This window comes from Ruegeria sp. HKCCSP346 (genome assembly GCF_017872595.1).
Classification (GTDB): Bacteria; Pseudomonadota; Alphaproteobacteria; order Rhodobacterales; family Rhodobacteraceae; genus Ruegeria.
Genome location: NZ_JAEDOT010000008.1, coordinates 97,286 through 113,555, shown reverse-complemented (window position 1 = coordinate 113,555; position 16,270 = coordinate 97,286). Strand labels below are relative to the sequence as shown.

Here is a 16,270-nt window from a genome sequence, read left to right as displayed (position 1 = left end):
TCATTGCAGGTTCGGCTCTGGCCGCGATGGAAGGCAACAACCCGGAAATCGGCGAAGCGAAGATCCGCGAACTGATGGCGGCTGTTGATGACTACATCGACACCCCTGAGCGTGAAGTCGACAAGCCGTTCCTGATGCCGGTTGAAGACGTGTTCTCGATCTCGGGCCGTGGTACCGTTGTGACCGGCCGTGTCGAGCGTGGCGTGATCAATGTTGGCGACGAGATCGAAATCGTCGGCATCCGCGACACTCAGAAAACCACCTGTACCGGTGTTGAAATGTTCCGCAAGCTGCTGGATCGCGGTGAAGCGGGCGACAACATCGGCGCCCTGCTGCGCGGTATCGACCGTGACGGCGTTGAGCGTGGCCAGGTTCTGTGTAAGCCGGGTTCGGTGACTCCGCACACCAAGTTCGAAGCCGAAGCCTATATCCTGACCAAGGAAGAAGGCGGCCGTCACACCCCGTTCTTCGCGAACTACCGTCCGCAGTTCTACTTCCGGACCACTGACGTGACCGGCACCGTGACCCTGGCGGCTGGCACCGAGATGGTTATGCCTGGCGACAACGTCGGCTTCACCGTCGAGCTGATCGCTCCGATCGCGATGGAAGACGGCCTGCGCTTCGCCATCCGCGAAGGCGGCCGCACCGTCGGCGCCGGCGTCGTGTCGAAAATCATCGAGTAAGTCGGCTTTGCCGACTGGTGGGCGGCAGTTGCTCTGAAAGAGCAATGAGAGCCCACACCGTCGAACTAAAGAAGGCCGTCCCAAATCGGGGCGGCCTTTTTCTTGTCGTTCGACTGAGACTGATTGTGTCTTGCGCCCTAACCGCCAACGATTAGTTTCCTAGCAACTTTGGAGAATGAAGGAATTTGGTAAATTGATCGAAGTTGATGACGCAACTCGAAAATTCTGGGCGATATTCCAACCCGGTTACCCCGAAAGGATGGTCGAAGTAGCTGAGAAGAAACGTCGTTTCGCCTACTATACGAACGCAGATACAGCTCTGAAAGTCATCAGCAATAAGGAGCTTTGGTTCCGTAATGCGACCGTAATGAACGACTTTTCGGAAATATCATATGGTATTGATCTAATACATAAAGTCTTTTCGGGAGAGGCTGGAGAACGTTTTAGGGAGGCTGTTGAGGATATATTTGAGGGAACGATCAGTCTTGTTGATAAACGCTTGCAAGGTTGGATGCATGATTGGGAGTTAGAAACCTACATCGCATGCATTTCTGAGCACAGTGAGGATGAGGACAAGAGTGGTCGGCTGTCGATGTGGCGTGCCTACGGCGATACAGCGCTTGTCGTAAATAATGCTCCAATGATGGCGTTTACTGATAAGTTGGCGGTCTACTCTGCGCCTGTGATGTATCTTTCTGAAGATGGGTATAAGGCACGGCTGGATCAAATCACGGACGCTATACTAATAAACCGCAAATACTTGCAGTCATTGGGGCAAGATACACTCGTCACTTACATTCACCATATGTTGTTTCATACTGCCATCGTGACAAAGCACCCTGGGTTTTCTGAAGAGCGGGAATGGCGCCTCTTCTACCGGCCAAATGAAGAGCACAGCGCCGCTATGGAAAGGCGTGTCGAAGTGCTGGGCGGTGTTATACAAATTGTCTATGTTCTGCCTTTGAAACATGATCCAAAAGTTGGCTTGTTTGGTGCTGATGTGCCAAGTTTGTTGGATCGAGTCATTATCGGGCCTACAGAGTAACCCTATGTAAGTGCTGAGGCATTCCGGCACGTGTTGGAACAGGCCAACGTGACTGAGCATCGAGAAAAGGTGGTTTCGTCAGATATTCCGTTGCGCACAGACTAAGACCGCAACACAAATGAAGTCGGAGGTAGGTTTCACTTACCCCCTTGCCAAACCCCCTCAACCCCACTAATACGCGCGAGTTCTCCATAAGAACATCAAGGCGGGGTGATTCCCGCCTTTTGGGTTCGATGAGGGTTGGCGATGCGCGTCTGTCCTCCTCTCAACTCCAACGCCTGAATAAAAGGCTGTTAATATGCAAAGCCAAAACATCCGTATTCGGCTGAAGGCATTTGACTATCGCGTTCTGGATGCCAGCACGCAAGAGATCGTCAACACTGCCAAGCGGACCGGCGCGAACGTGCGCGGCCCGATCCCGCTGCCGAACAAGATCGAGAAGTTCACGGTTCTCCGTGGCCCTCACGTTGACAAGAAATCCCGCGACCAGTTCGAGATCCGCACGCACAAGCGTCTTCTCGACATCGTTGATCCGACCCCCCAGACCGTTGACGCGCTGATGAAGCTCGACCTCGCTGCTGGTGTGGACGTCGAGATCAAGTTGCAGTCGTAATCGGAGGGTATGAGAATGCGCTCTGGTATTATCGCAAAAAAAGTTGGCATGACCCGCCTGTTCATGGAAGACGGCAAGCAGATCCCTGTGACCGTTCTTCACCTGGACAACCTGCAGGTCGTTGCACAGCGGACCGCTGAAAAAGACGGCTACACCGCCGTTCAGCTGGGCGCCGGTGCTGCCAAGGCAAAACGCACCTCGAAAGCCATGCGCGGTCACTATGCCGCTGCCAAGGTCGAGCCCAAGCGTAAGCTGGCTGAGTTCCGCGTCTCCGAAGATGGCCTGATCGAAGTGGGCGCCGAAATCTCGGCAGAACACTTCCTGGCTGGTCAGAAGGTTGACGTTTCGGGTACCTCGATCGGTAAAGGCTTTGCCGGTGCAATGAAGCGCCACAACTTCGGTGGTCTGCGCGCCTCGCACGGTGTTTCGATCAGCCACCGTTCGCACGGTTCGACCGGTCAGTGTCAGGACCCGGGCAAGGTGTTCAAAGGCAAGAAGATGGCCGGTCACATGGGTGCTGCCCGTGTTACCACCCAGAACCTCGAGGTTGTCAAAACCGACGCCGACCGTGGTCTGGTCTTCATCAAAGGCGCCGTTCCCGGACCGAAATCGGGCTGGGTCACCGTCAAGGACGCCGTAAAGAAGAAAGCACCGGAAGGCCTGCCTTTCCCGGCTGCTGTGAAATCGGCTGCAACCGAAGCACCTGCGGAAGAAGTATCCGCGGAAGGTGGTGAAGCATGAAACTTGATGTAATCAAACTGGACGGCGGCAAGGCCGGCGACATCGAGCTGGATGCAGACCTGTTCGGCCTCGAGCCGCGCGCGGACATCCTGCACCGTGTGGTCCGTTGGCAGCGCAACAACGCGCAAGCCGGCACCCACAAGGTCAAGACCCGCTCGGAAACCAGCTACTCGACTAAGAAGATCTATCGCCAGAAGGGCACCGGTGGCGCACGCCATGGTGACCGTAACGCGCCGATCTTCCGCAAGGGTGGTATCTACAAGGGCCCGACCCCGCGTTCGCACGGCCACGACCTGCCGAAGAAGTTCCGCAAGCTTGGCCTGCGCCACGCTCTGTCGGCCAAAGCCAAAGCAGGTGAACTGGTTGTGATCGAGAACGCCGAAGCCGAAGGCAAGACCGCCGCACTGGCCAAACAGGTTGCAAACCTGGGCTGGAAACGCGCTCTGGTCATCGACGGCGCGACCGTGAACGAAGGTTTCCTGAAGGCGTCGCGCAACATCGAAGGTCTGGATATCCTGCCGTCGATGGGTGCAAACGTTTATGACATCCTCAAGCGTGACACCCTGGTGCTCACCAAAGCGGCTGTCGAAGCACTGGAGGCTCGTCTGAAATGAGCGCGAAGGCAGAACACTACGACGTGATCCGCAAGCCGATTATCACCGAAAAGTCGACCATGGCGTCCGAAAACGGCGCGGTTGTCTTTGAAGTGGCGATCGACAGCAACAAGCCGCAGATCAAAGAGGCCGTTGAGGCGCTGTTTGGTGTGAAGGTCAAAGCGGTGAACACCACCGTGACCAAAGGCAAGGTCAAGCGGTTCCGCGGCCAGCTGGGTCGTCGGAAAGACGTCAAAAAAGCATATGTGACCCTGGAAGAGGGCAACACAATCGACGTGAGCACCGGTCTTTGATCCGACGCTTACTGCGACTATTCACGGCCTCGGCGGTTCAACCCGCCGGGGCCGATTTCGTTTCAGCCCCTGAAACTGTGCGTGCGCAGGTTCTGGATCAAATGCGGGCGTTCAGTGCTGAGCCTTATTTTCAGATTGCCGATGAAAAGCTGGGGCTGCTGTCGGTGTTTGATGATCTGAAATACGACCGGGCGGATGTAGACATGATCTCACCGGCGATGCGCAAGCATGTGGTGGGCAAGCTTGGTCCGCTGGGGTTTCGCCAAATCTCCGGCACGGTGTTAGAGCACGCCGAGGCCGATATGCGCGTTCACATCCCCAAGTTCCACGCCCTTGGCGCGTCACCCTTCGACATAGCGCGGTATACTGAGAAACGCCCGCAGGATTACTGCCTACTGACGCCCACGCAGGTTGCTTGTCAGTATGTGGACCACTACGCGCTGGACGAGGCCGTGCAGCGGATCGAGGCGTTGATTGCGAAGCACCCGATCAACCTGCTCAAACTGGCGGATTATCTGGAAGGCAAACCCAAACACCGCACCTTTCGCGAGGTGCTGGGACATATCAAGCTCAAGCAGCGGATCGCGGTTGAGGCTGAGCCGCTGTGCCGCAGGCGATCCCTCGGATAAAAGCGCAAGCCGCGCCAGCGACTGCCCGTGGGATGGCGCCAGAACGGCTGATCAATGCGCTTTATGGTGCCAAATACATCCGACCTCATATCGAGGAGCAAACGTTCCCAAAGCGCCAGCCCGCCGGGACGGGCAGTCGCTGGCGCGGCGGCCTTGGGCCTTGTCCCGCGCTTGGGTGCCGGGTGTTGTATCGGATGCTTGATCGTTAGCGTCTTAGAAAATCGTTTTGAGAACCTTCTGTGTTCCCTCGACAAGCTCGGAAATCTCTTCCTTCTTGGGCTCTCGGCCTTTTGCATGGCTGCAAAGGTTGCGTGTGTCAGCGAGACTTTGGACAAATCTCTCTTGAGCCAGCGATATTGTTCCTGCAGCGCGAAGCTGTTGCAGCAAGTCTGAGATGCCGGCGTTCTTCTTCTTTATTTTCAGATTGTGGACATCACAAACGTGACTGAGATGCTTTTCAATTATGACGCCACAAATAGCGCCAGAAGCCCGCAGGTAACCAGCTTTGGCTAAGGCCGTTGCGGTTTCGATTTCGGTATCAAAAAGGTCAGCTTGCAGAACACCGGTTAGGTCCATAAGCAAAGAGTCCAATGCATCTCGCGAGGCACGTAGTAGATTTAGCTGTTGACTGAATTCTGGAATGGCCGCTGATCCATCGACGACCACTTCGTAGCCTCCCCGACGTGTTATACGCAGGCCTTGAAGGTAGTCTTTGATCATATAGTTTTGAAACGTAATGTCTTTACGAACTCTCGGAAACTCATAGTAGGACGTGAAATCTGATAAACGATCAGGTAGTACTTGTTTGATTACAGCTTGCGCTTCTGAGTACCATTTTTGGTAACTTTTTCCGAAGTTCGGCAAGTCGTCGGCGAACTTCTTTGCCTTGGCTTCATCATTGTCGAAATGTTTGCTCAAAGCCTCGATATATGCTTCACCGTGACAATCATAGCCAAGTGCCATTTCCAGCTTTTCGCCTTCTTCAATTAGGGCTGCCAGCGCATTCGAAAATTTCTTTGTCCGCTCAGTCATGAGTCCCTCTAATCAAATTAAGAAGTGCATTTTTGATGGTGTCGGAAATAAGTCAAGAAAATGAGCCATGGCGCATCGCTTCGAGTTTAGGAGTAAGGCAAACTGCACTGACGTTTTGGTTAAGGTTCCTATAGACACCCACCCCCAACCCTGTTTCACGCTCCCAATCTTGCGGCCTCGGATTCGTTCCGGGGCCTCTGATATTTGTAACCGGGGACCTTCGGGGCCCTATACCCTTGGCACCTACGGGGGCCTATCACATAGCGGGGGAACCCCCTCGCACTTGCTAAACGGAAGACAGAAAGCATGACACTCAAGTCGTATAAGCGCGATATTTTTGATCGCCGCAAAGACGGCTGGACGTCAGATGCAGTTCTGGAAAAGAGCAATGAAATCGTTCTGAGCACCGGTTTTTGACCCAACATGAGCGGCTGATCACAGCCCCGGCGGCTTCACCCGTCGGCGCCGATTTCATTTCAGCCCCGAAATTCTGCGCCGTCTGGCGTTGGAAACAAATGCGCGGTGTCAGCGCCGAGCCCGTTTTCAGGTTGCCGATAAAAAGATGGGGCCGTTGTCCGTTTCCGATGGCCTTAAATAGGACCGTGTCGATGTGGATACGGTTTCTTTGACGATGGGTCGCCATGCGGTCTGAAAGACCGATTCGTCCGGGTCGCCCAGACGTCTGGCACGTTGTTGGAACACGCAACAGCAGATCTGCGCCTGTTTATCTCCAGGTTTCATGCACCGGCCACGTCCCCTTTTGAGCTGCCCGTTACATCGAGAATCGTCCGCAAGGGCATTGCCTGCTCAGCTTAACGCACGTGGCCCGTCGGTTCGTGGATCACTGCGACCAGGACTGCGCGTTGCAGAAGATAAAGGTGCAGATGACAAACCACCCGATCAACCTGTTCAAGTGTGGAATGCCAATCCGGACACCGTGTGTTTCAAGACGTTTCGGCCCGCGTCATGCGCCAGCAGCTGCCGCAGGCGACCATAGGGTCTGGTGGCCTCCGGCGCGTCAGCAGAGCGCACACGCATATTGCGGCCTTGCCATGTTCGGTCGAGCCACGAGCTTTGAGATGGTGCCATAGCCCCCGACATCCAGCAGGGGGCATGGACCCGATATTAGCGTCACACAGTAGGGGTAGCGTACTTCGGCAGAATGAGGGGGCGCTCAGGTGCTCTGTGGCCGTTCTGCGGGCTTCTCCCGGAAACAGAAAAGGCGCCGTGCGGCGCCTTTGTGTCTTGCACTGGGATATCCGCGATCACGAGCAGTAAACATGCTTGTGCGCAATATCTGCAATGTCGCAGCGGCGGATGCCGATGTCATCCAGTTCGCGGTTGGTCAGGCGCTGCAACTCGGTATAGGTGCGCTGATACTCAGCAGCACGTGCACGGGCTGTTTTGATCCGTGTGACCATGTCAGCGATCCGGGTGCCGAAGTTGAAGCCGGTATGGGTCAGTGTTGCAGTTGTCATCTCTGTATTCCTTTCTCGTATCAGGGCGTATTCCCTGACGTTTCCTTTTGAGTTCCTTCATTGGACAAGGCAGAGATAGGAGCGTTTGCTATCGCTAACAACGCAGATTTTGGTCTAGCCGATATGCATCTGTTGAATGGCTATACATGTCGTGGGCACGTCAATCACACGCCGCTTTCATTTCTTTCGCGCGTTTTATTGCGGGCGGCCATCGCCCGACCATCACGTATGCTCAGCCCCATCAGTGTCAGATTGGTCGCCCCGGCAATCAGTTCGATGATCTGTACAATATAGAAGCTGGTATCAAACGAGCCCGCGTTTGCCTTTGCGCTCAGGTAGACGGCGGCTGGAACAAGGACGATGAGACCGTTCATAGCAATGATCGGCATCCGTTTCTTTTTGGTGAGCGTAGGGGCATCTTTTCGACGACGCCCAAGTGTCGCCCCGGATGCACCGACAATCATCATTGCAGGCACCAGAACAAAGAGCCCGCTGACGATCATGGACTTTACTGCCGCGACGGTCTCATGGTTTGCAAATAACTCACTGTACAAAGTGGATGTCCAGAATACGAGGATCGTAAGAAAGCCTACTACTCCGGCGATGGGGTGGATGGTTCTTAACATGTTGCTACTCCCAAATGAGGGTCAGGCGACGCAGTGGTTTTCGACTGCGAGCTTGCGAAGAAGATGTGGCCTGGCCACTGCGCTTGCTGGATAGTCCGCGATCCGACGCTGGAACTTGGGATGAGTGAATGCGTCGCGAAAGCTTTGCACGTTCTGCCAGATCGCGTAGTTCACAAAGGTCGAACTGCCCGCGATACCCTGATGGAGCTGGGTCGAGATATATCCCGGTTGCGATTTCATGAAATCCACATCATGCGCCCTTGCCCGAAGCAGCGCCTTTTCGTCTTCGGCGTCCACCGTAAACAGGTTGATCAGCACCACCGGTCCTTCCTCGGTCTGCATCTGATCTGCCAGCGTGACGATCGTGTCCAACTCTTTGATACGAGCCATTTCGATTCCCTTCGATCCTGAAATATAGCAAGCTATATAAAATTGCATAGCATGCTATTCAAGTGTAAATCTAGGACATGGACTTCGAAAAAGAAAACTCGGCCGGGTATCTGGTTAATCACATGGCACGATTGTTCGCAAAGGAGTTGCAGCAACGCATTGCGCCCTTTGGCATCGTCGTCGGACAATTCCCAATCTTGCTGGAACTCTGGCTCAAAGACGGTGTGACGCAAAAGGATCTGCTGACCAAAATTGACGTCGAACAAGCGACATTGGCCAACACGCTCAACCGTATGGAACGTGATGGCTTGATCAAAAGAACGAAGAACCCTGCTGACGCTAGGGCTCAATTGATTTGGTTGACCGAGAAGGCCGCAGCACTTCGCAGCAGCGCCTACGAGGCAGCTCAGAACGTGAATGCCGATGCATTACAGGTCTTGAATGACCCTGAGCGCACACAATTCATGAACTATATGCGTCGAGTCATAGGCGGCATGCGCTCAAGGTGAATTGAAGGAGGATCAGTTTACGGCACCGGCAGGCAAGCCATTAAACAAAAACACCCCCGACCGAGGTCGGAGGCGTTTATAAGTCTTCGAAGCTGCGGGATTAGCCGCGCTCTTCGACGATCTCTACCAGATGCGGGATCTTGCGGATCATGCCGCGGACCGAAGGGGTATCTTCCAGCTCACGGGTTTTGTGCATCTTGTTCAGGCCCAGGCCGATCAGGGTTGCGCGCTGTTCGGCGGGGCGGCGGATCGGAGAACCGATCTGCTTGACGACGATGGTTTTTGCCATGGGTCGCTCTCCTTACGCTTCGGCTTCAGCAGCCGGTGCTTCGTCCCGCTTGGGCAGGATGTCGGCAACTTTTTTACCACGACGTGCGGCAACCGAACGCGGGCTCTGCTCTTTCTGCAGGCCGTTGATGGTGGCGCGGATCATGTTGTACGGGTTCTGCGAGCCCAGCGACTTGGACACAACGTCCTTGACGCCCAGCATTTCGAACACGGCACGCATCGGACCACCGGCGATGATACCAGTACCTTCAGGTGCGGTGCGCATAACCACTTTACCGGCGCCGTGACGGCCTTCGATGTCGTGGTGCAGAGTACGACCTTCGCGCAGTTGCACGCGGATCATCTGACGCTTGGCTTGTTCAGTCGCCTTACGGATAGCTTCAGGTACTTCTTTCGCTTTACCTTTGCCAAAGCCGACGCGGCCTTTCTGATCGCCGACAACCACCAGAGCGGCGAAGCCAAAGCGCTTACCACCTTTTACGGTTTTCGACACGCGGTTGATTGCGACCAGACGATCGGCAAATTCCGGTGCTTCTTCACGGTCGCGGCCACGGCCCCGACGGTTTTCACGTTCTGCCATTTGGCATCCCTTTTCTCATGTGGCGCATACGGCGCCGTTTTCTTCAATCCAAGTGAGCCCCGATTGTCGTCAGGGCCCCCGGATCATCGGGGCGGATCGAAATCCGCCCGCAGGTCTTAGATCTTCAGACCACCTTCACGCGCGGCGTCGGCAACTGCCTTCACCTTGCCGTGGAACAGGAAGCCACCACGATCGAAATAGGCCTCTTCGACGCCTGCCTTCTTGGCACGCTCGGCGATGGCCGCGCCCACTTTGGTGGCCGCTTCGACGTTGTTCTTGCCAACAACACCCAGATCTTTTTCCAGGGTCGAGGCCGAGGCCAGGGTCACGCCACGAACGTCGTCGATCAGCTGAACGCTGATGTTCTTGTTCGAACGGTGAACCGACAGGCGTACACGGCCGGCGTTGACTTTGCGAAGTTTGTTCCGAACGCGCAGGCGGCGCTTCAGAAACAGGGTTCTTTTGCTGTTTGCCATTGTTTGCGTCCTTACTTCTTCTTGCCTTCCTTGCGGAAGATGAACTCGCCCTTATAGCGGATGCCCTTGCCTTTGTACGGCTCGGGACGGCGCCATTCGCGGATTTTGGCCGCGACTTCGCCCACCTGCTGCTGGTCGATACCTTCCACAACGATCTCGGTCTGCTTCGGTGCGGTGATGGTGACACCTTCCGGAGCAGTGAAATCAACATCGTGGCTGTAACCCAGGTTCAGCTTCAGGGTGTTGCCCTGCATCTGAGCCCGGTAACCAACACCCTGGATCTCCAGCTCTTTTTTGAAGCCAGTCGTCACACCGGTTACCAGGTTGGCAACCATTGTGCGGCTCATGCCCCACTGCTGGCGGGCACGCTTGGACATGCCGCGGGGGTCGATCTTGACCACGTTGTCTTCAACCGACAACGTTACGTCGTCGGTGGCGGTAAAGCTGCGGGTGCCTTTCGGACCTTTCACTTCGATGGTCTGACCCGACACAGTGGCAGTAACGCCGCTGGGCAGCTCGACCGGCTTTTTACCAATACGAGACATTGCAGACCTCCTTAGAAGACGGTGCAGAGCACTTCGCCGCCAACATTGTTGGAGCGAGCGTTTGCGTCCGACATCACACCTTTCGGAGTGCTGACAATCGACACACCCAGTCCCTGACGGACCTGCGGGATGTCATTGACGCCCATGTATACGCGACGGCCGGGCTTCGAGACCCGCTTCAGTTCGCGAATAACAGGGGTGCCTTCGTAGTACTTCAGGCTGATTTCGATGGCCGGATGACCGTTTTCACCGGTCGTCTTTTCATAGCCACGGATGTAGCCTTCGTCCGCCAGCACGTCCAGAACCCAACCGCGCAGCTTGGAAGCCGGGGTGGAAACGGTGGACTTGCCGCGCATTTGCGCGTTGCGGATACGGGTGAGCATATCGCCGATAGGATCATTCATATCTATGTCTCCCTTACCAGCTCGATTTCACCATGCCGGGGATCTGACCAGCAGAACCCAGCTCGCGCAGCGCGATACGGCTGACCTTCAGCTTACGGTAGTAAGCGTGGGGACGACCTGTCAGCTGACAGCGGTTGTGCAGACGAGTGGCCGAGCTGTTGCGCGGCAGTTTCGCCAGTTTCAGACGCGCCTTGAAGCGCTCTTCCATCGGCTTGCTCTCGTCATTCGCGATTTCTTTCAGCTCGGCACGCTTTGCGGCATATTTGGCCACCAGGCGTTCGCGCTTCTTTTCGCGTTCGATCATTGCTTTTTTAGCCATGTCTCAATCCTCCCGGCGCTTATGCGTTGAATGGCATGTTGAACGCTTTCAACAGTGCCTTTGCTTCAGCGTCGGTTTTCGCTGTGGTGGCAATTACGATATCCAAGCCCCAGACCTCGTCGACCTTGTCGAAATCGATTTCCGGGAACACGATGTGCTCTTTCATGCCCATGGCAAAGTTGCCCTGACCATCGAAAGAAGGCTTTACACCGCGGAAGTCACGAACGCGCGGCAGCGCGATGGTGATCAGACGATCCAGGAATTCGTACATCCGGTCACCGCGCAGGGTCACTTTCGCACCCAGCGGCATGTCTTCACGGACGCGGAAACCCGCGATCGACTTCTTCGCCTTGGTTGCAACGGCCTTTTGACCGGCAATCGCAGTCAGATCCTCGACGGCAGCTTTTGCTTTCTTCGAGTCTTTGACGGCCTCGGCACCACAACCGATGTTCAGAACGATCTTATCCAGCTTGGGCAGCTGCATGTCGTTCTTGTAACCGAACTCTTCTTTCAGAGCGGCACGGATGGTTTCGACGTACTGAGCTTTCAGACGCGGGGTGTAGGTTGCGGAATCAAGCATCGATCACGTCCCCTGTGGTCTTGGCGAAGCGCACCTTCTTGTCACCTTCCATGCGGAAGCCAACGCGGGTTGCTTTGCCGTTCTTGTCCAACAGTGCCAGGTTCGACAGGTCGATCGGGTTTGCCTGAGGCAGGCGACCACCTTGCGAGTTCTGCGACTGACGGGTGTGGCGGATGGCGATGTTGATGCCATCGACAACAGCTTTACCGGCCTTGGGGTCAACCGAGGAAATGGTTCCCTCTTTGCCCTTGTCCTTGCCGGCCAGCACGACGACCTTGTCGCCTTTGCGGAGTTTAGCAGCCATGATTACAGCACCTCCGGTGCCAGCGAGATGATTTTCATGAAGTTCTTGCCGCGCAGTTCACGAACAACGGGGCCAAAGATACGGGTACCGACTGGCTCGTTGTTGTTGTTCAGGATGACGGCGGCGTTGCGATCAAAACGGATCGCGGTGCCGTCTTCGCGACGGACTTCCTTGGCGGTGCGCACGACGACGGCCTTGCGGACGTCACCTTTCTTTACGCGGCCGCGTGGGATGGCTTCCTTCACCGAGACGACGATGATGTCGCCGACGGAGGCGTATTTACGCTTGGAACCACCCAGGACCTTGATGCACTGAACTCGGCGTGCGCCGGAGTTGTCAGCGACATCCAGATTGGTCTGCATCTGGATCATGTGGTTTCTCCCGACCTGTGGGGGCTGGTCTTGTTAATTCCCCCAGGGTTTCGACAAATGGAAAGGTCTGGGGGCTTACGCCTCCAGAACTTCCCAACGTTTCGTCTTCGATTTCGGCGCGCATTCGATGATGCGTACAGTGTCGCCGACCTTGAAGGCGTTCTTTTCGTCATGAGCCCGGTATTTCTTGGACTTACGAACGGTTTTTTGCAGCAGCGGGTGCTTGAAACGGCGTTCAACCGAAACAGTCACGGTCTGCTCGTTGGCGTCGCTGGTTACTACTCCGGACAGGATACGCTTGGGCATAGGATTACTCCTCCGATGCCGCGGCAGCGGCCTTTTCGTTCAGAATGGTTTTGACGCGGGCAGCATTGCGGCGGGCCGCTTTGATACCAGCTGTATTTTCCAGCTGACCGGTTGCCTGTTGAAAGCGCAGGTTAAAGCTTTCTTTCTTCAGGTTGGCCAGTTCCTCGCGGAGCTGGTCCGGGGTCTTGTCACGCAGTTCTTGGGCGTTCATCGCCTTTTTCCTTTGCTCAAAACACCAGAAGGCCCCCTTGCAGGGTCACCTTGGACCTGGTGGATGAATGATAGACACACGAATCCCCCGACTCGGCCGGGGGACTTGCAGGATGCCGTCGTATAAGGGTTTAGGGGGTGGGTGGCAAGGGTAAGTTTGACGTCTTCTTTACGCCAAGGGAATAAGTTGCTCCCGGTCGCTGAGCAGGTGGCCAACCACAAAGGTTCCTCGAAGTATTCCTCATCCAAACTCAGGCCAAGGTCTGTATTGCCAACAGGCCGCGTTCGGCGCCCAATAGAGAAGGCCCAAAAGCCTGAAGTTCACAGAGGAGGTAAGAAAATGACCAGTCCTTATTCAGGAGGATGTGAACACGTCAAGATAGTCGCGACGGCAGAACCGATAGACAACCATGAATGCCATTGTGATGTCTGTAAGTCCGTGACCGGACAGCACACAACACATGTTGCGTTCTTTAACTACTCAGACCTGTCAGCAGACCCCGAAGATAAGATGAACCGTCAACCATTCAACGCCAACAATCCCGATGGCCCTTTAGAGCTTTGCACATGTTCAGAGTGCGGGGCCGCGCTGATGCTTGATGATAAGCAAAAGCGCATACGCGTGGCTGTACCCAACGTGATGGGGTATGATGACAGCCAGTTTCCGGCAGCGACTTACCACGCGTTTTATGATGACAGCAAAGGGTACCCCAAGCCTGATGACGGACGACCGGTATATGAAGCGCTTCGTCCAGAATTTGCTTGGCCTTCACCTGCCACCTGACAGGGCTTACGCTCATTCTGAGCGAAGTACCAACCGTGTTCGCTGACATTCAAGATGCCGGTATTCGGTGGGAGCGTTCAGTCCCACCGATAGTTGAAACTGACCGATATCCGCTCTTCCTCGGCCATGTTCATCGGCACCTCGTGGCGTAGCCAGCTTTCCCACAGCAGCACGTCGCCGACCTGAGGCTTCATATAGATAAAGGGCTGCAAATCGCGCCGCCCACCTTTGATCCGCGTTGGGGCCGCCATCATACGGCCCGAGCGGGGGTCTTCCAGCTTCAGCGCACTTGCCCCCTCGGGCATCGACACGTACGTCGTGCCCGAGATCACGCTGTGCGGGTGCAGGTGGCTGGAGTGCATGCCGCCCTCGGGCAGGATATTGATCCAGAGGTCCTCGAGCTTCAACTCTCCCTCGCCCAGATCGAATTCCAGATCCTTGGCGAAGGCCGCCACATGCTGATCCAGCACTTTGACCAAATCGGCAAAGATCGGGAACCGCCATGGCAGATCGGTCAGCGAGGCATAACTGGTATAACCGGGATAGCCGTTTTCCTCACACCAATCCTGCCCGGCCTCATCGTCCTCGGCAATGACAAGGCACGAGTTTTCCAGTTCTTCCGGGTCGATCCTGGGATCAAACTCAGACAATGCAGCGCGGTAGAGACGGGTTACGAAGAGTGATTCAATCTGTGCCATAGCGCCCTCTTAACCCAGCTTCACCGCGATTGCGATGGCTCTTTTGCGAGGCTCTGCCTCGCGCTCCGGGATATTTTTTGCCAGATGAAATCCGGATCCCCTGCTTCATCTGGCCATAAATATCCCGGGGGAGTCGCGGCTTGCCGCGGCGGGGGCAGCGCCCCCAAATGATAACCCCCGCCGGTTTCCCGACGGGGGTCAAATATATCACGAACGGGGAAACCCCCGGATCGCTTACCAGTCTTCGCGAACCACGACGCGGGTCTTGATCGGCAGCTTCATCGCGGCCAGGCGCAGGGCCTCGCGGGCGATGTCGTCATTGACGCCGTCGATTTCGAACATCACGCGACCGGGCTTGACCTTGCAAACCCAGCGGTCCACCGAACCCTTACCTTTACCCATACGAACTTCGATCGGCTTTGCAGTGACCGGAGTGTCGGGGAAGATACGGATCCAGACACGACCCTGACGTTTCATGTGACGGGTCATGGCACGACGTGCAGCTTCGATCTGGCGTGCGGTGACGCGCTCGGGCTGCAGGGCTTTCAGACCGTAGGTGCCAAAGTTCAGATCAGAGCCGCCCTTGGCTTCGCCCTTGATCCGGCCTTTGTGCATCTTGCGGAATTTAGTACGCTTTGGTTGAAGCATATCTTTCCCTCCTTAGCGACGACCGCCACCAGCACCACGAGGTGCAGGGCCGTCCTGGAGTTCCTGTGCTTTACGGTCACGTGCCTGCGGATCGTGCTCCATGATCTCACCTTTGAAGATCCAGACCTTGATCCCGATGATCCCGTAGGGGGTCATCGCTTCGGCATGTGCGTAATCGATGTCGGCACGCAGGGTGTGCAGAGGCACGCGGCCTTCGCGGTACCATTCGGTCCGTGCGATTTCGGCGCCGCCCAGACGGCCAGCGACGTTCACCCGGATACCCAGGGCACCCATGCGCATGGCGTTCTGAACCGAGCGCTTCATTGCGCGACGGAACGAAACACGACGTTCCAGCTGCTGAGCGATCGACTCGGCAACCAGCTGCGCGTCAAGCTCGGGCTTGCGCACTTCGACGATGTTCAGGTGCAGTTCGCTGTCGGTCATCTGGGCCAGCTTCTTGCGCAGAACTTCGATGTCTGCACCTTTCTTGCCGATGATGACACCCGGACGTGCGGTGTGTATCGTGACGCGGCACTTCTTGTGCGGACGTTCGATGATCACACGTGCAACACCGGCCTGCTTGCACTCTTTCTGGATGAACTCACGGATCTTGATGTCTTCCAGCAGAAGATCACCGTAATCTTTGGTGTCAGCGTACCAGCGGCTGTCCCAGGTGCGGTTGACCTGCAGGCGCATGCCGATCGGATTGACTTTATGTCCCATTAGGCTTGCTCCTCAACTTGACGCACCTTGATGGTGATCTCCGAGAACGGTTTCATGATCTTGCCGAAACGGCCACGGGCACGCGGGCGACCGCGCTTCATGACCAGGTTCTTGCCAACCCATGCTTCGGCGACGATCAGCTCGTCAACGTCCAGGTTGTGGTTGTTTTCGGCATTCGCGATTGCGGACTGCAGGCACTTTTTGACGTCCTGCGCGACACGCTTGTTCGAGAAAGTCAGGTCGGTCAGAGCCTTCTCGACTTTCTTGCCGCGGATCATTTGCGCAACCAGGTTCAGTTTCTGCGGGCTGGTGCGAAGCATGCGGGTTTTCGCCATTGCTTCGTTTTCAGCCACGCGGCGGGGGTTCTTTTCCTTGCCCATG

Annotated in this window: 28 protein-coding genes; 9 read left to right on the top strand and 19 right to left on the bottom strand. The window is 55.9% G+C overall.

Annotated elements, in window-relative coordinates:
* The 7 genes from I9185_RS18010 to I9185_RS17980 all read left to right on the top strand — a co-directional run.
* Positions 1-683, top strand: a 683-nt coding sequence (locus tag I9185_RS18010) for an EF-Tu/IF-2/RF-3 family GTPase (protein ID WP_245223629.1), incomplete at its 5' end; no start/stop codon positions are given.
* A 175-nt stretch (positions 684-858) separates the two neighbouring features.
* Positions 859-1,728 carry a DUF2971 domain-containing protein gene (locus I9185_RS18005; protein ID WP_210093761.1) on the top strand — a complete coding sequence of 290 codons (870 nt, stop codon included), beginning with the start codon at positions 859-861 and terminating at the stop codon, positions 1,726-1,728.
* A gap of 298 nt (positions 1,729-2,026) precedes the next feature.
* Positions 2,027-2,341 (top strand): 30S ribosomal protein S10, encoded by a 315-nt coding sequence (gene rpsJ / locus I9185_RS18000; protein WP_008756422.1) that lies wholly within the window; start codon positions 2,027-2,029, stop codon positions 2,339-2,341.
* 15 nt (positions 2,342-2,356) lie between these two features.
* Positions 2,357-3,082 (top strand): 50S ribosomal protein L3, encoded by a 726-nt coding sequence (gene rplC, locus I9185_RS17995; protein WP_171638102.1) that lies wholly within the window; start codon positions 2,357-2,359, stop codon positions 3,080-3,082.
* A complete protein-coding gene (rplD, locus tag I9185_RS17990) occupies positions 3,079-3,696 on the top strand; it encodes a 50S ribosomal protein L4 (RefSeq protein ID WP_171638100.1) in 618 nt (205 codons plus the stop codon). The genes rplC and rplD overlap by 4 nt, the downstream gene beginning before the upstream one ends.
* Positions 3,693-3,989 carry a 50S ribosomal protein L23 gene (locus tag I9185_RS17985; protein ID WP_008757532.1) on the top strand — a complete coding sequence of 99 codons (297 nt, stop codon included), beginning with the start codon at positions 3,693-3,695 and terminating at the stop codon, positions 3,987-3,989. The genes rplD and I9185_RS17985 overlap by 4 nt, the downstream gene beginning before the upstream one ends.
* A complete protein-coding gene (locus I9185_RS17980; protein ID WP_210093760.1) occupies positions 3,986-4,618 on the top strand; it encodes a hypothetical protein in 633 nt (210 codons plus the stop codon). The genes I9185_RS17985 and I9185_RS17980 overlap by 4 nt, the downstream gene beginning before the upstream one ends.
* A gap of 213 nt (positions 4,619-4,831) precedes the next feature.
* Here the strand turns inward: I9185_RS17980 and I9185_RS17975 are convergent, their stop codons facing one another.
* From I9185_RS17975 to I9185_RS17960, 4 genes are all read right to left on the bottom strand, one after another.
* Complete coding sequence (locus tag I9185_RS17975) at positions 4,832-5,650, bottom strand: hypothetical protein (RefSeq protein ID WP_245223628.1); 819 nt, start codon at positions 5,648-5,650, stop codon at positions 4,832-4,834.
* Between the two features lie 1,265 nt (positions 5,651-6,915).
* The gene (locus I9185_RS17970) at positions 6,916-7,128 is read right to left on the bottom strand and encodes a DUF1127 domain-containing protein (protein ID WP_171638095.1); all 213 of its coding nucleotides are present in this window, start codon (positions 7,126-7,128) and stop codon (positions 6,916-6,918) included.
* A gap of 164 nt (positions 7,129-7,292) precedes the next feature.
* A complete protein-coding gene (locus I9185_RS17965; RefSeq protein WP_210093759.1) occupies positions 7,293-7,754 on the bottom strand; it encodes a hypothetical protein in 462 nt (153 codons plus the stop codon).
* Positions 7,755-7,775: 21 nt separating this feature from the next.
* Positions 7,776-8,144: an antibiotic biosynthesis monooxygenase family protein gene (locus I9185_RS17960; RefSeq protein ID WP_210093758.1), complete on the bottom strand. Its 369-nt coding sequence runs from the start codon at positions 8,142-8,144 to the stop codon at positions 7,776-7,778.
* A 77-nt stretch (positions 8,145-8,221) separates the two neighbouring features.
* Between I9185_RS17960 and I9185_RS17955 the strand changes: the two genes are divergently transcribed.
* Positions 8,222-8,653 carry a MarR family winged helix-turn-helix transcriptional regulator gene (locus I9185_RS17955; protein ID WP_171638089.1) on the top strand — a complete coding sequence of 144 codons (432 nt, stop codon included), beginning with the start codon at positions 8,222-8,224 and terminating at the stop codon, positions 8,651-8,653.
* 100 nt (positions 8,654-8,753) lie between these two features.
* Here the strand turns inward: I9185_RS17955 and rpmD are convergent, their stop codons facing one another.
* The 11 genes from rpmD to rpmC all read right to left on the bottom strand — a co-directional run bounded on the left by rpmD (position 8,754) and on the right by rpmC (position 13,037).
* Positions 8,754-8,942: a 50S ribosomal protein L30 gene (rpmD, locus tag I9185_RS17950; protein WP_050605831.1), complete on the bottom strand. Its 189-nt coding sequence runs from the start codon at positions 8,940-8,942 to the stop codon at positions 8,754-8,756.
* 12 nt (positions 8,943-8,954) lie between these two features.
* Entirely contained in the window at positions 8,955-9,521 is a 567-nt protein-coding gene (rpsE, locus tag I9185_RS17945) for a 30S ribosomal protein S5 (RefSeq protein ID WP_170328768.1), read from the bottom strand.
* Positions 9,522-9,637: 116 nt separating this feature from the next.
* A complete protein-coding gene (gene rplR, locus I9185_RS17940) occupies positions 9,638-9,997 on the bottom strand; it encodes a 50S ribosomal protein L18 (RefSeq protein ID WP_039523386.1) in 360 nt (119 codons plus the stop codon).
* A gap of 11 nt (positions 9,998-10,008) precedes the next feature.
* Positions 10,009-10,542: a 50S ribosomal protein L6 gene (rplF, locus tag I9185_RS17935; protein ID WP_210093757.1), complete on the bottom strand. Its 534-nt coding sequence runs from the start codon at positions 10,540-10,542 to the stop codon at positions 10,009-10,011.
* 11 nt (positions 10,543-10,553) lie between these two features.
* A complete protein-coding gene (gene rpsH / locus I9185_RS17930; RefSeq protein WP_068340741.1) occupies positions 10,554-10,946 on the bottom strand; it encodes a 30S ribosomal protein S8 in 393 nt (130 codons plus the stop codon).
* Between the two features lie 13 nt (positions 10,947-10,959).
* Positions 10,960-11,265, bottom strand: a complete 306-nt coding sequence (rpsN, locus tag I9185_RS17925; protein WP_010437098.1) for a 30S ribosomal protein S14 — start codon at positions 11,263-11,265, stop codon at positions 10,960-10,962.
* Between the two features lie 19 nt (positions 11,266-11,284).
* Entirely contained in the window at positions 11,285-11,845 is a 561-nt protein-coding gene (gene rplE, locus I9185_RS17920; protein WP_171638087.1) for a 50S ribosomal protein L5, read from the bottom strand.
* Positions 11,838-12,149 (bottom strand): 50S ribosomal protein L24, encoded by a 312-nt coding sequence (gene rplX / locus I9185_RS17915; protein ID WP_152459159.1) that lies wholly within the window; start codon positions 12,147-12,149, stop codon positions 11,838-11,840. The genes rplE and rplX overlap by 8 nt, the downstream gene beginning before the upstream one ends.
* Before the next feature lie 2 nt (positions 12,150-12,151).
* Complete coding sequence (gene rplN / locus I9185_RS17910; RefSeq protein WP_008757934.1) at positions 12,152-12,520, bottom strand: 50S ribosomal protein L14; 369 nt, start codon at positions 12,518-12,520, stop codon at positions 12,152-12,154.
* Positions 12,521-12,595: 75 nt separating this feature from the next.
* Complete coding sequence (rpsQ, locus tag I9185_RS17905) at positions 12,596-12,826, bottom strand: 30S ribosomal protein S17 (RefSeq protein WP_171638085.1); 231 nt, start codon at positions 12,824-12,826, stop codon at positions 12,596-12,598.
* Between the two features lie 4 nt (positions 12,827-12,830).
* Positions 12,831-13,037: a 50S ribosomal protein L29 gene (rpmC, locus tag I9185_RS17900; RefSeq protein WP_010437082.1), complete on the bottom strand. Its 207-nt coding sequence runs from the start codon at positions 13,035-13,037 to the stop codon at positions 12,831-12,833.
* Positions 13,038-13,376: 339 nt separating this feature from the next.
* Between rpmC and I9185_RS17895 the strand changes: the two genes are divergently transcribed.
* Positions 13,377-13,820, top strand: coding sequence for a GFA family protein (locus tag I9185_RS17895; protein ID WP_171638083.1), 444 nt, complete (start codon positions 13,377-13,379; stop codon positions 13,818-13,820).
* Positions 13,821-13,897: 77 nt separating this feature from the next.
* On the opposite strand, the gene I9185_RS17890 is transcribed toward I9185_RS17895, so the two are convergent.
* The 4 genes from I9185_RS17890 to rplV form a co-directional block, all read right to left on the bottom strand.
* Positions 13,898-14,518: a 2OG-Fe(II) oxygenase family protein gene (locus tag I9185_RS17890; RefSeq protein ID WP_171638081.1), complete on the bottom strand. Its 621-nt coding sequence runs from the start codon at positions 14,516-14,518 to the stop codon at positions 13,898-13,900.
* 234 nt (positions 14,519-14,752) lie between these two features.
* On the bottom strand, positions 14,753-15,166 hold the full coding sequence (gene rplP / locus I9185_RS17885; protein WP_117872242.1) for a 50S ribosomal protein L16: 414 nt from the start codon (positions 15,164-15,166) through the stop codon (positions 14,753-14,755).
* A gap of 12 nt (positions 15,167-15,178) precedes the next feature.
* Complete coding sequence (gene rpsC / locus I9185_RS17880) at positions 15,179-15,889, bottom strand: 30S ribosomal protein S3 (RefSeq protein WP_171638079.1); 711 nt, start codon at positions 15,887-15,889, stop codon at positions 15,179-15,181.
* The gene (rplV, locus tag I9185_RS17875) at positions 15,889-16,269 is read right to left on the bottom strand and encodes a 50S ribosomal protein L22 (RefSeq protein WP_039538267.1); all 381 of its coding nucleotides are present in this window, start codon (positions 16,267-16,269) and stop codon (positions 15,889-15,891) included. Before rplV ends, rpsC begins: the two co-directional genes overlap by 1 nt.
* Between the last annotated feature and the right edge of the window lies 1 nt (position 16,270).

Bases quoted from the DNA above. Each gene is read 5' to 3' on its own strand.
- rplV (WP_039538267.1), bottom strand. From the start codon at position 16,269: ATGGGCAAGGAAAAGAACCCCCGCCGCGTGGCTGAAAACGAAGCAATG.
- I9185_RS17955 (WP_171638089.1), top strand. From the start codon at position 8,222: ATGGACTTCGAAAAAGAAAACTCGGCCGGGTATCTGGTTAATCACATG.
- rpsJ (WP_008756422.1), top strand. From the start codon at position 2,027: ATGCAAAGCCAAAACATCCGTATTCGGCTGAAGGCATTTGACTATCGC.
- rpsE (WP_170328768.1), bottom strand. From the start codon at position 9,521: ATGGCAGAACGTGAAAACCGTCGGGGCCGTGGCCGCGACCGTGAAGAA.
- rpmD (WP_050605831.1), bottom strand. From the start codon at position 8,942: ATGGCAAAAACCATCGTCGTCAAGCAGATCGGTTCTCCGATCCGCCGC.
- I9185_RS17965 (WP_210093759.1), bottom strand. From the start codon at position 7,754: ATGTTAAGAACCATCCACCCCATCGCCGGAGTAGTAGGCTTTCTTACG.
- rplE (WP_171638087.1), bottom strand. From the start codon at position 11,845: ATGCTTGATTCCGCAACCTACACCCCGCGTCTGAAAGCTCAGTACGTC.
- rplP (WP_117872242.1), bottom strand. From the start codon at position 15,166: ATGCTTCAACCAAAGCGTACTAAATTCCGCAAGATGCACAAAGGCCGG.
- rpmC (WP_010437082.1), bottom strand. From the start codon at position 13,037: ATGAACGCCCAAGAACTGCGTGACAAGACCCCGGACCAGCTCCGCGAG.
- I9185_RS17970 (WP_171638095.1), bottom strand. From the start codon at position 7,128: ATGACAACTGCAACACTGACCCATACCGGCTTCAACTTCGGCACCCGG.
- rpsH (WP_068340741.1), bottom strand. From the start codon at position 10,946: ATGAATGATCCTATCGGCGATATGCTCACCCGTATCCGCAACGCGCAA.
- rplC (WP_171638102.1), top strand. From the start codon at position 2,357: ATGCGCTCTGGTATTATCGCAAAAAAAGTTGGCATGACCCGCCTGTTC.
- I9185_RS17890 (WP_171638081.1), bottom strand. From the start codon at position 14,518: ATGGCACAGATTGAATCACTCTTCGTAACCCGTCTCTACCGCGCTGCA.
- rplR (WP_039523386.1), bottom strand. From the start codon at position 9,997: ATGGCAAACAGCAAAAGAACCCTGTTTCTGAAGCGCCGCCTGCGCGTT.
- rplF (WP_210093757.1), bottom strand. From the start codon at position 10,542: ATGTCTCGTATTGGTAAAAAGCCGGTCGAGCTGCCCAGCGGCGTTACT.
- I9185_RS17975 (WP_245223628.1), bottom strand. From the start codon at position 5,650: ATGACTGAGCGGACAAAGAAATTTTCGAATGCGCTGGCAGCCCTAATT.
- I9185_RS17985 (WP_008757532.1), top strand. From the start codon at position 3,693: ATGAGCGCGAAGGCAGAACACTACGACGTGATCCGCAAGCCGATTATC.
- I9185_RS17960 (WP_210093758.1), bottom strand. From the start codon at position 8,144: ATGGCTCGTATCAAAGAGTTGGACACGATCGTCACGCTGGCAGATCAG.
- I9185_RS18005 (WP_210093761.1), top strand. From the start codon at position 859: ATGAAGGAATTTGGTAAATTGATCGAAGTTGATGACGCAACTCGAAAA.
- rplN (WP_008757934.1), bottom strand. From the start codon at position 12,520: ATGATCCAGATGCAGACCAATCTGGATGTCGCTGACAACTCCGGCGCA.
- rpsN (WP_010437098.1), bottom strand. From the start codon at position 11,265: ATGGCTAAAAAAGCAATGATCGAACGCGAAAAGAAGCGCGAACGCCTG.
- rplD (WP_171638100.1), top strand. From the start codon at position 3,079: ATGAAACTTGATGTAATCAAACTGGACGGCGGCAAGGCCGGCGACATC.
- rplX (WP_152459159.1), bottom strand. From the start codon at position 12,149: ATGGCTGCTAAACTCCGCAAAGGCGACAAGGTCGTCGTGCTGGCCGGC.
- rpsC (WP_171638079.1), bottom strand. From the start codon at position 15,889: ATGGGACATAAAGTCAATCCGATCGGCATGCGCCTGCAGGTCAACCGC.
- I9185_RS17895 (WP_171638083.1), top strand. From the start codon at position 13,377: ATGACCAGTCCTTATTCAGGAGGATGTGAACACGTCAAGATAGTCGCG.
- rpsQ (WP_171638085.1), bottom strand. From the start codon at position 12,826: ATGCCCAAGCGTATCCTGTCCGGAGTAGTAACCAGCGACGCCAACGAG.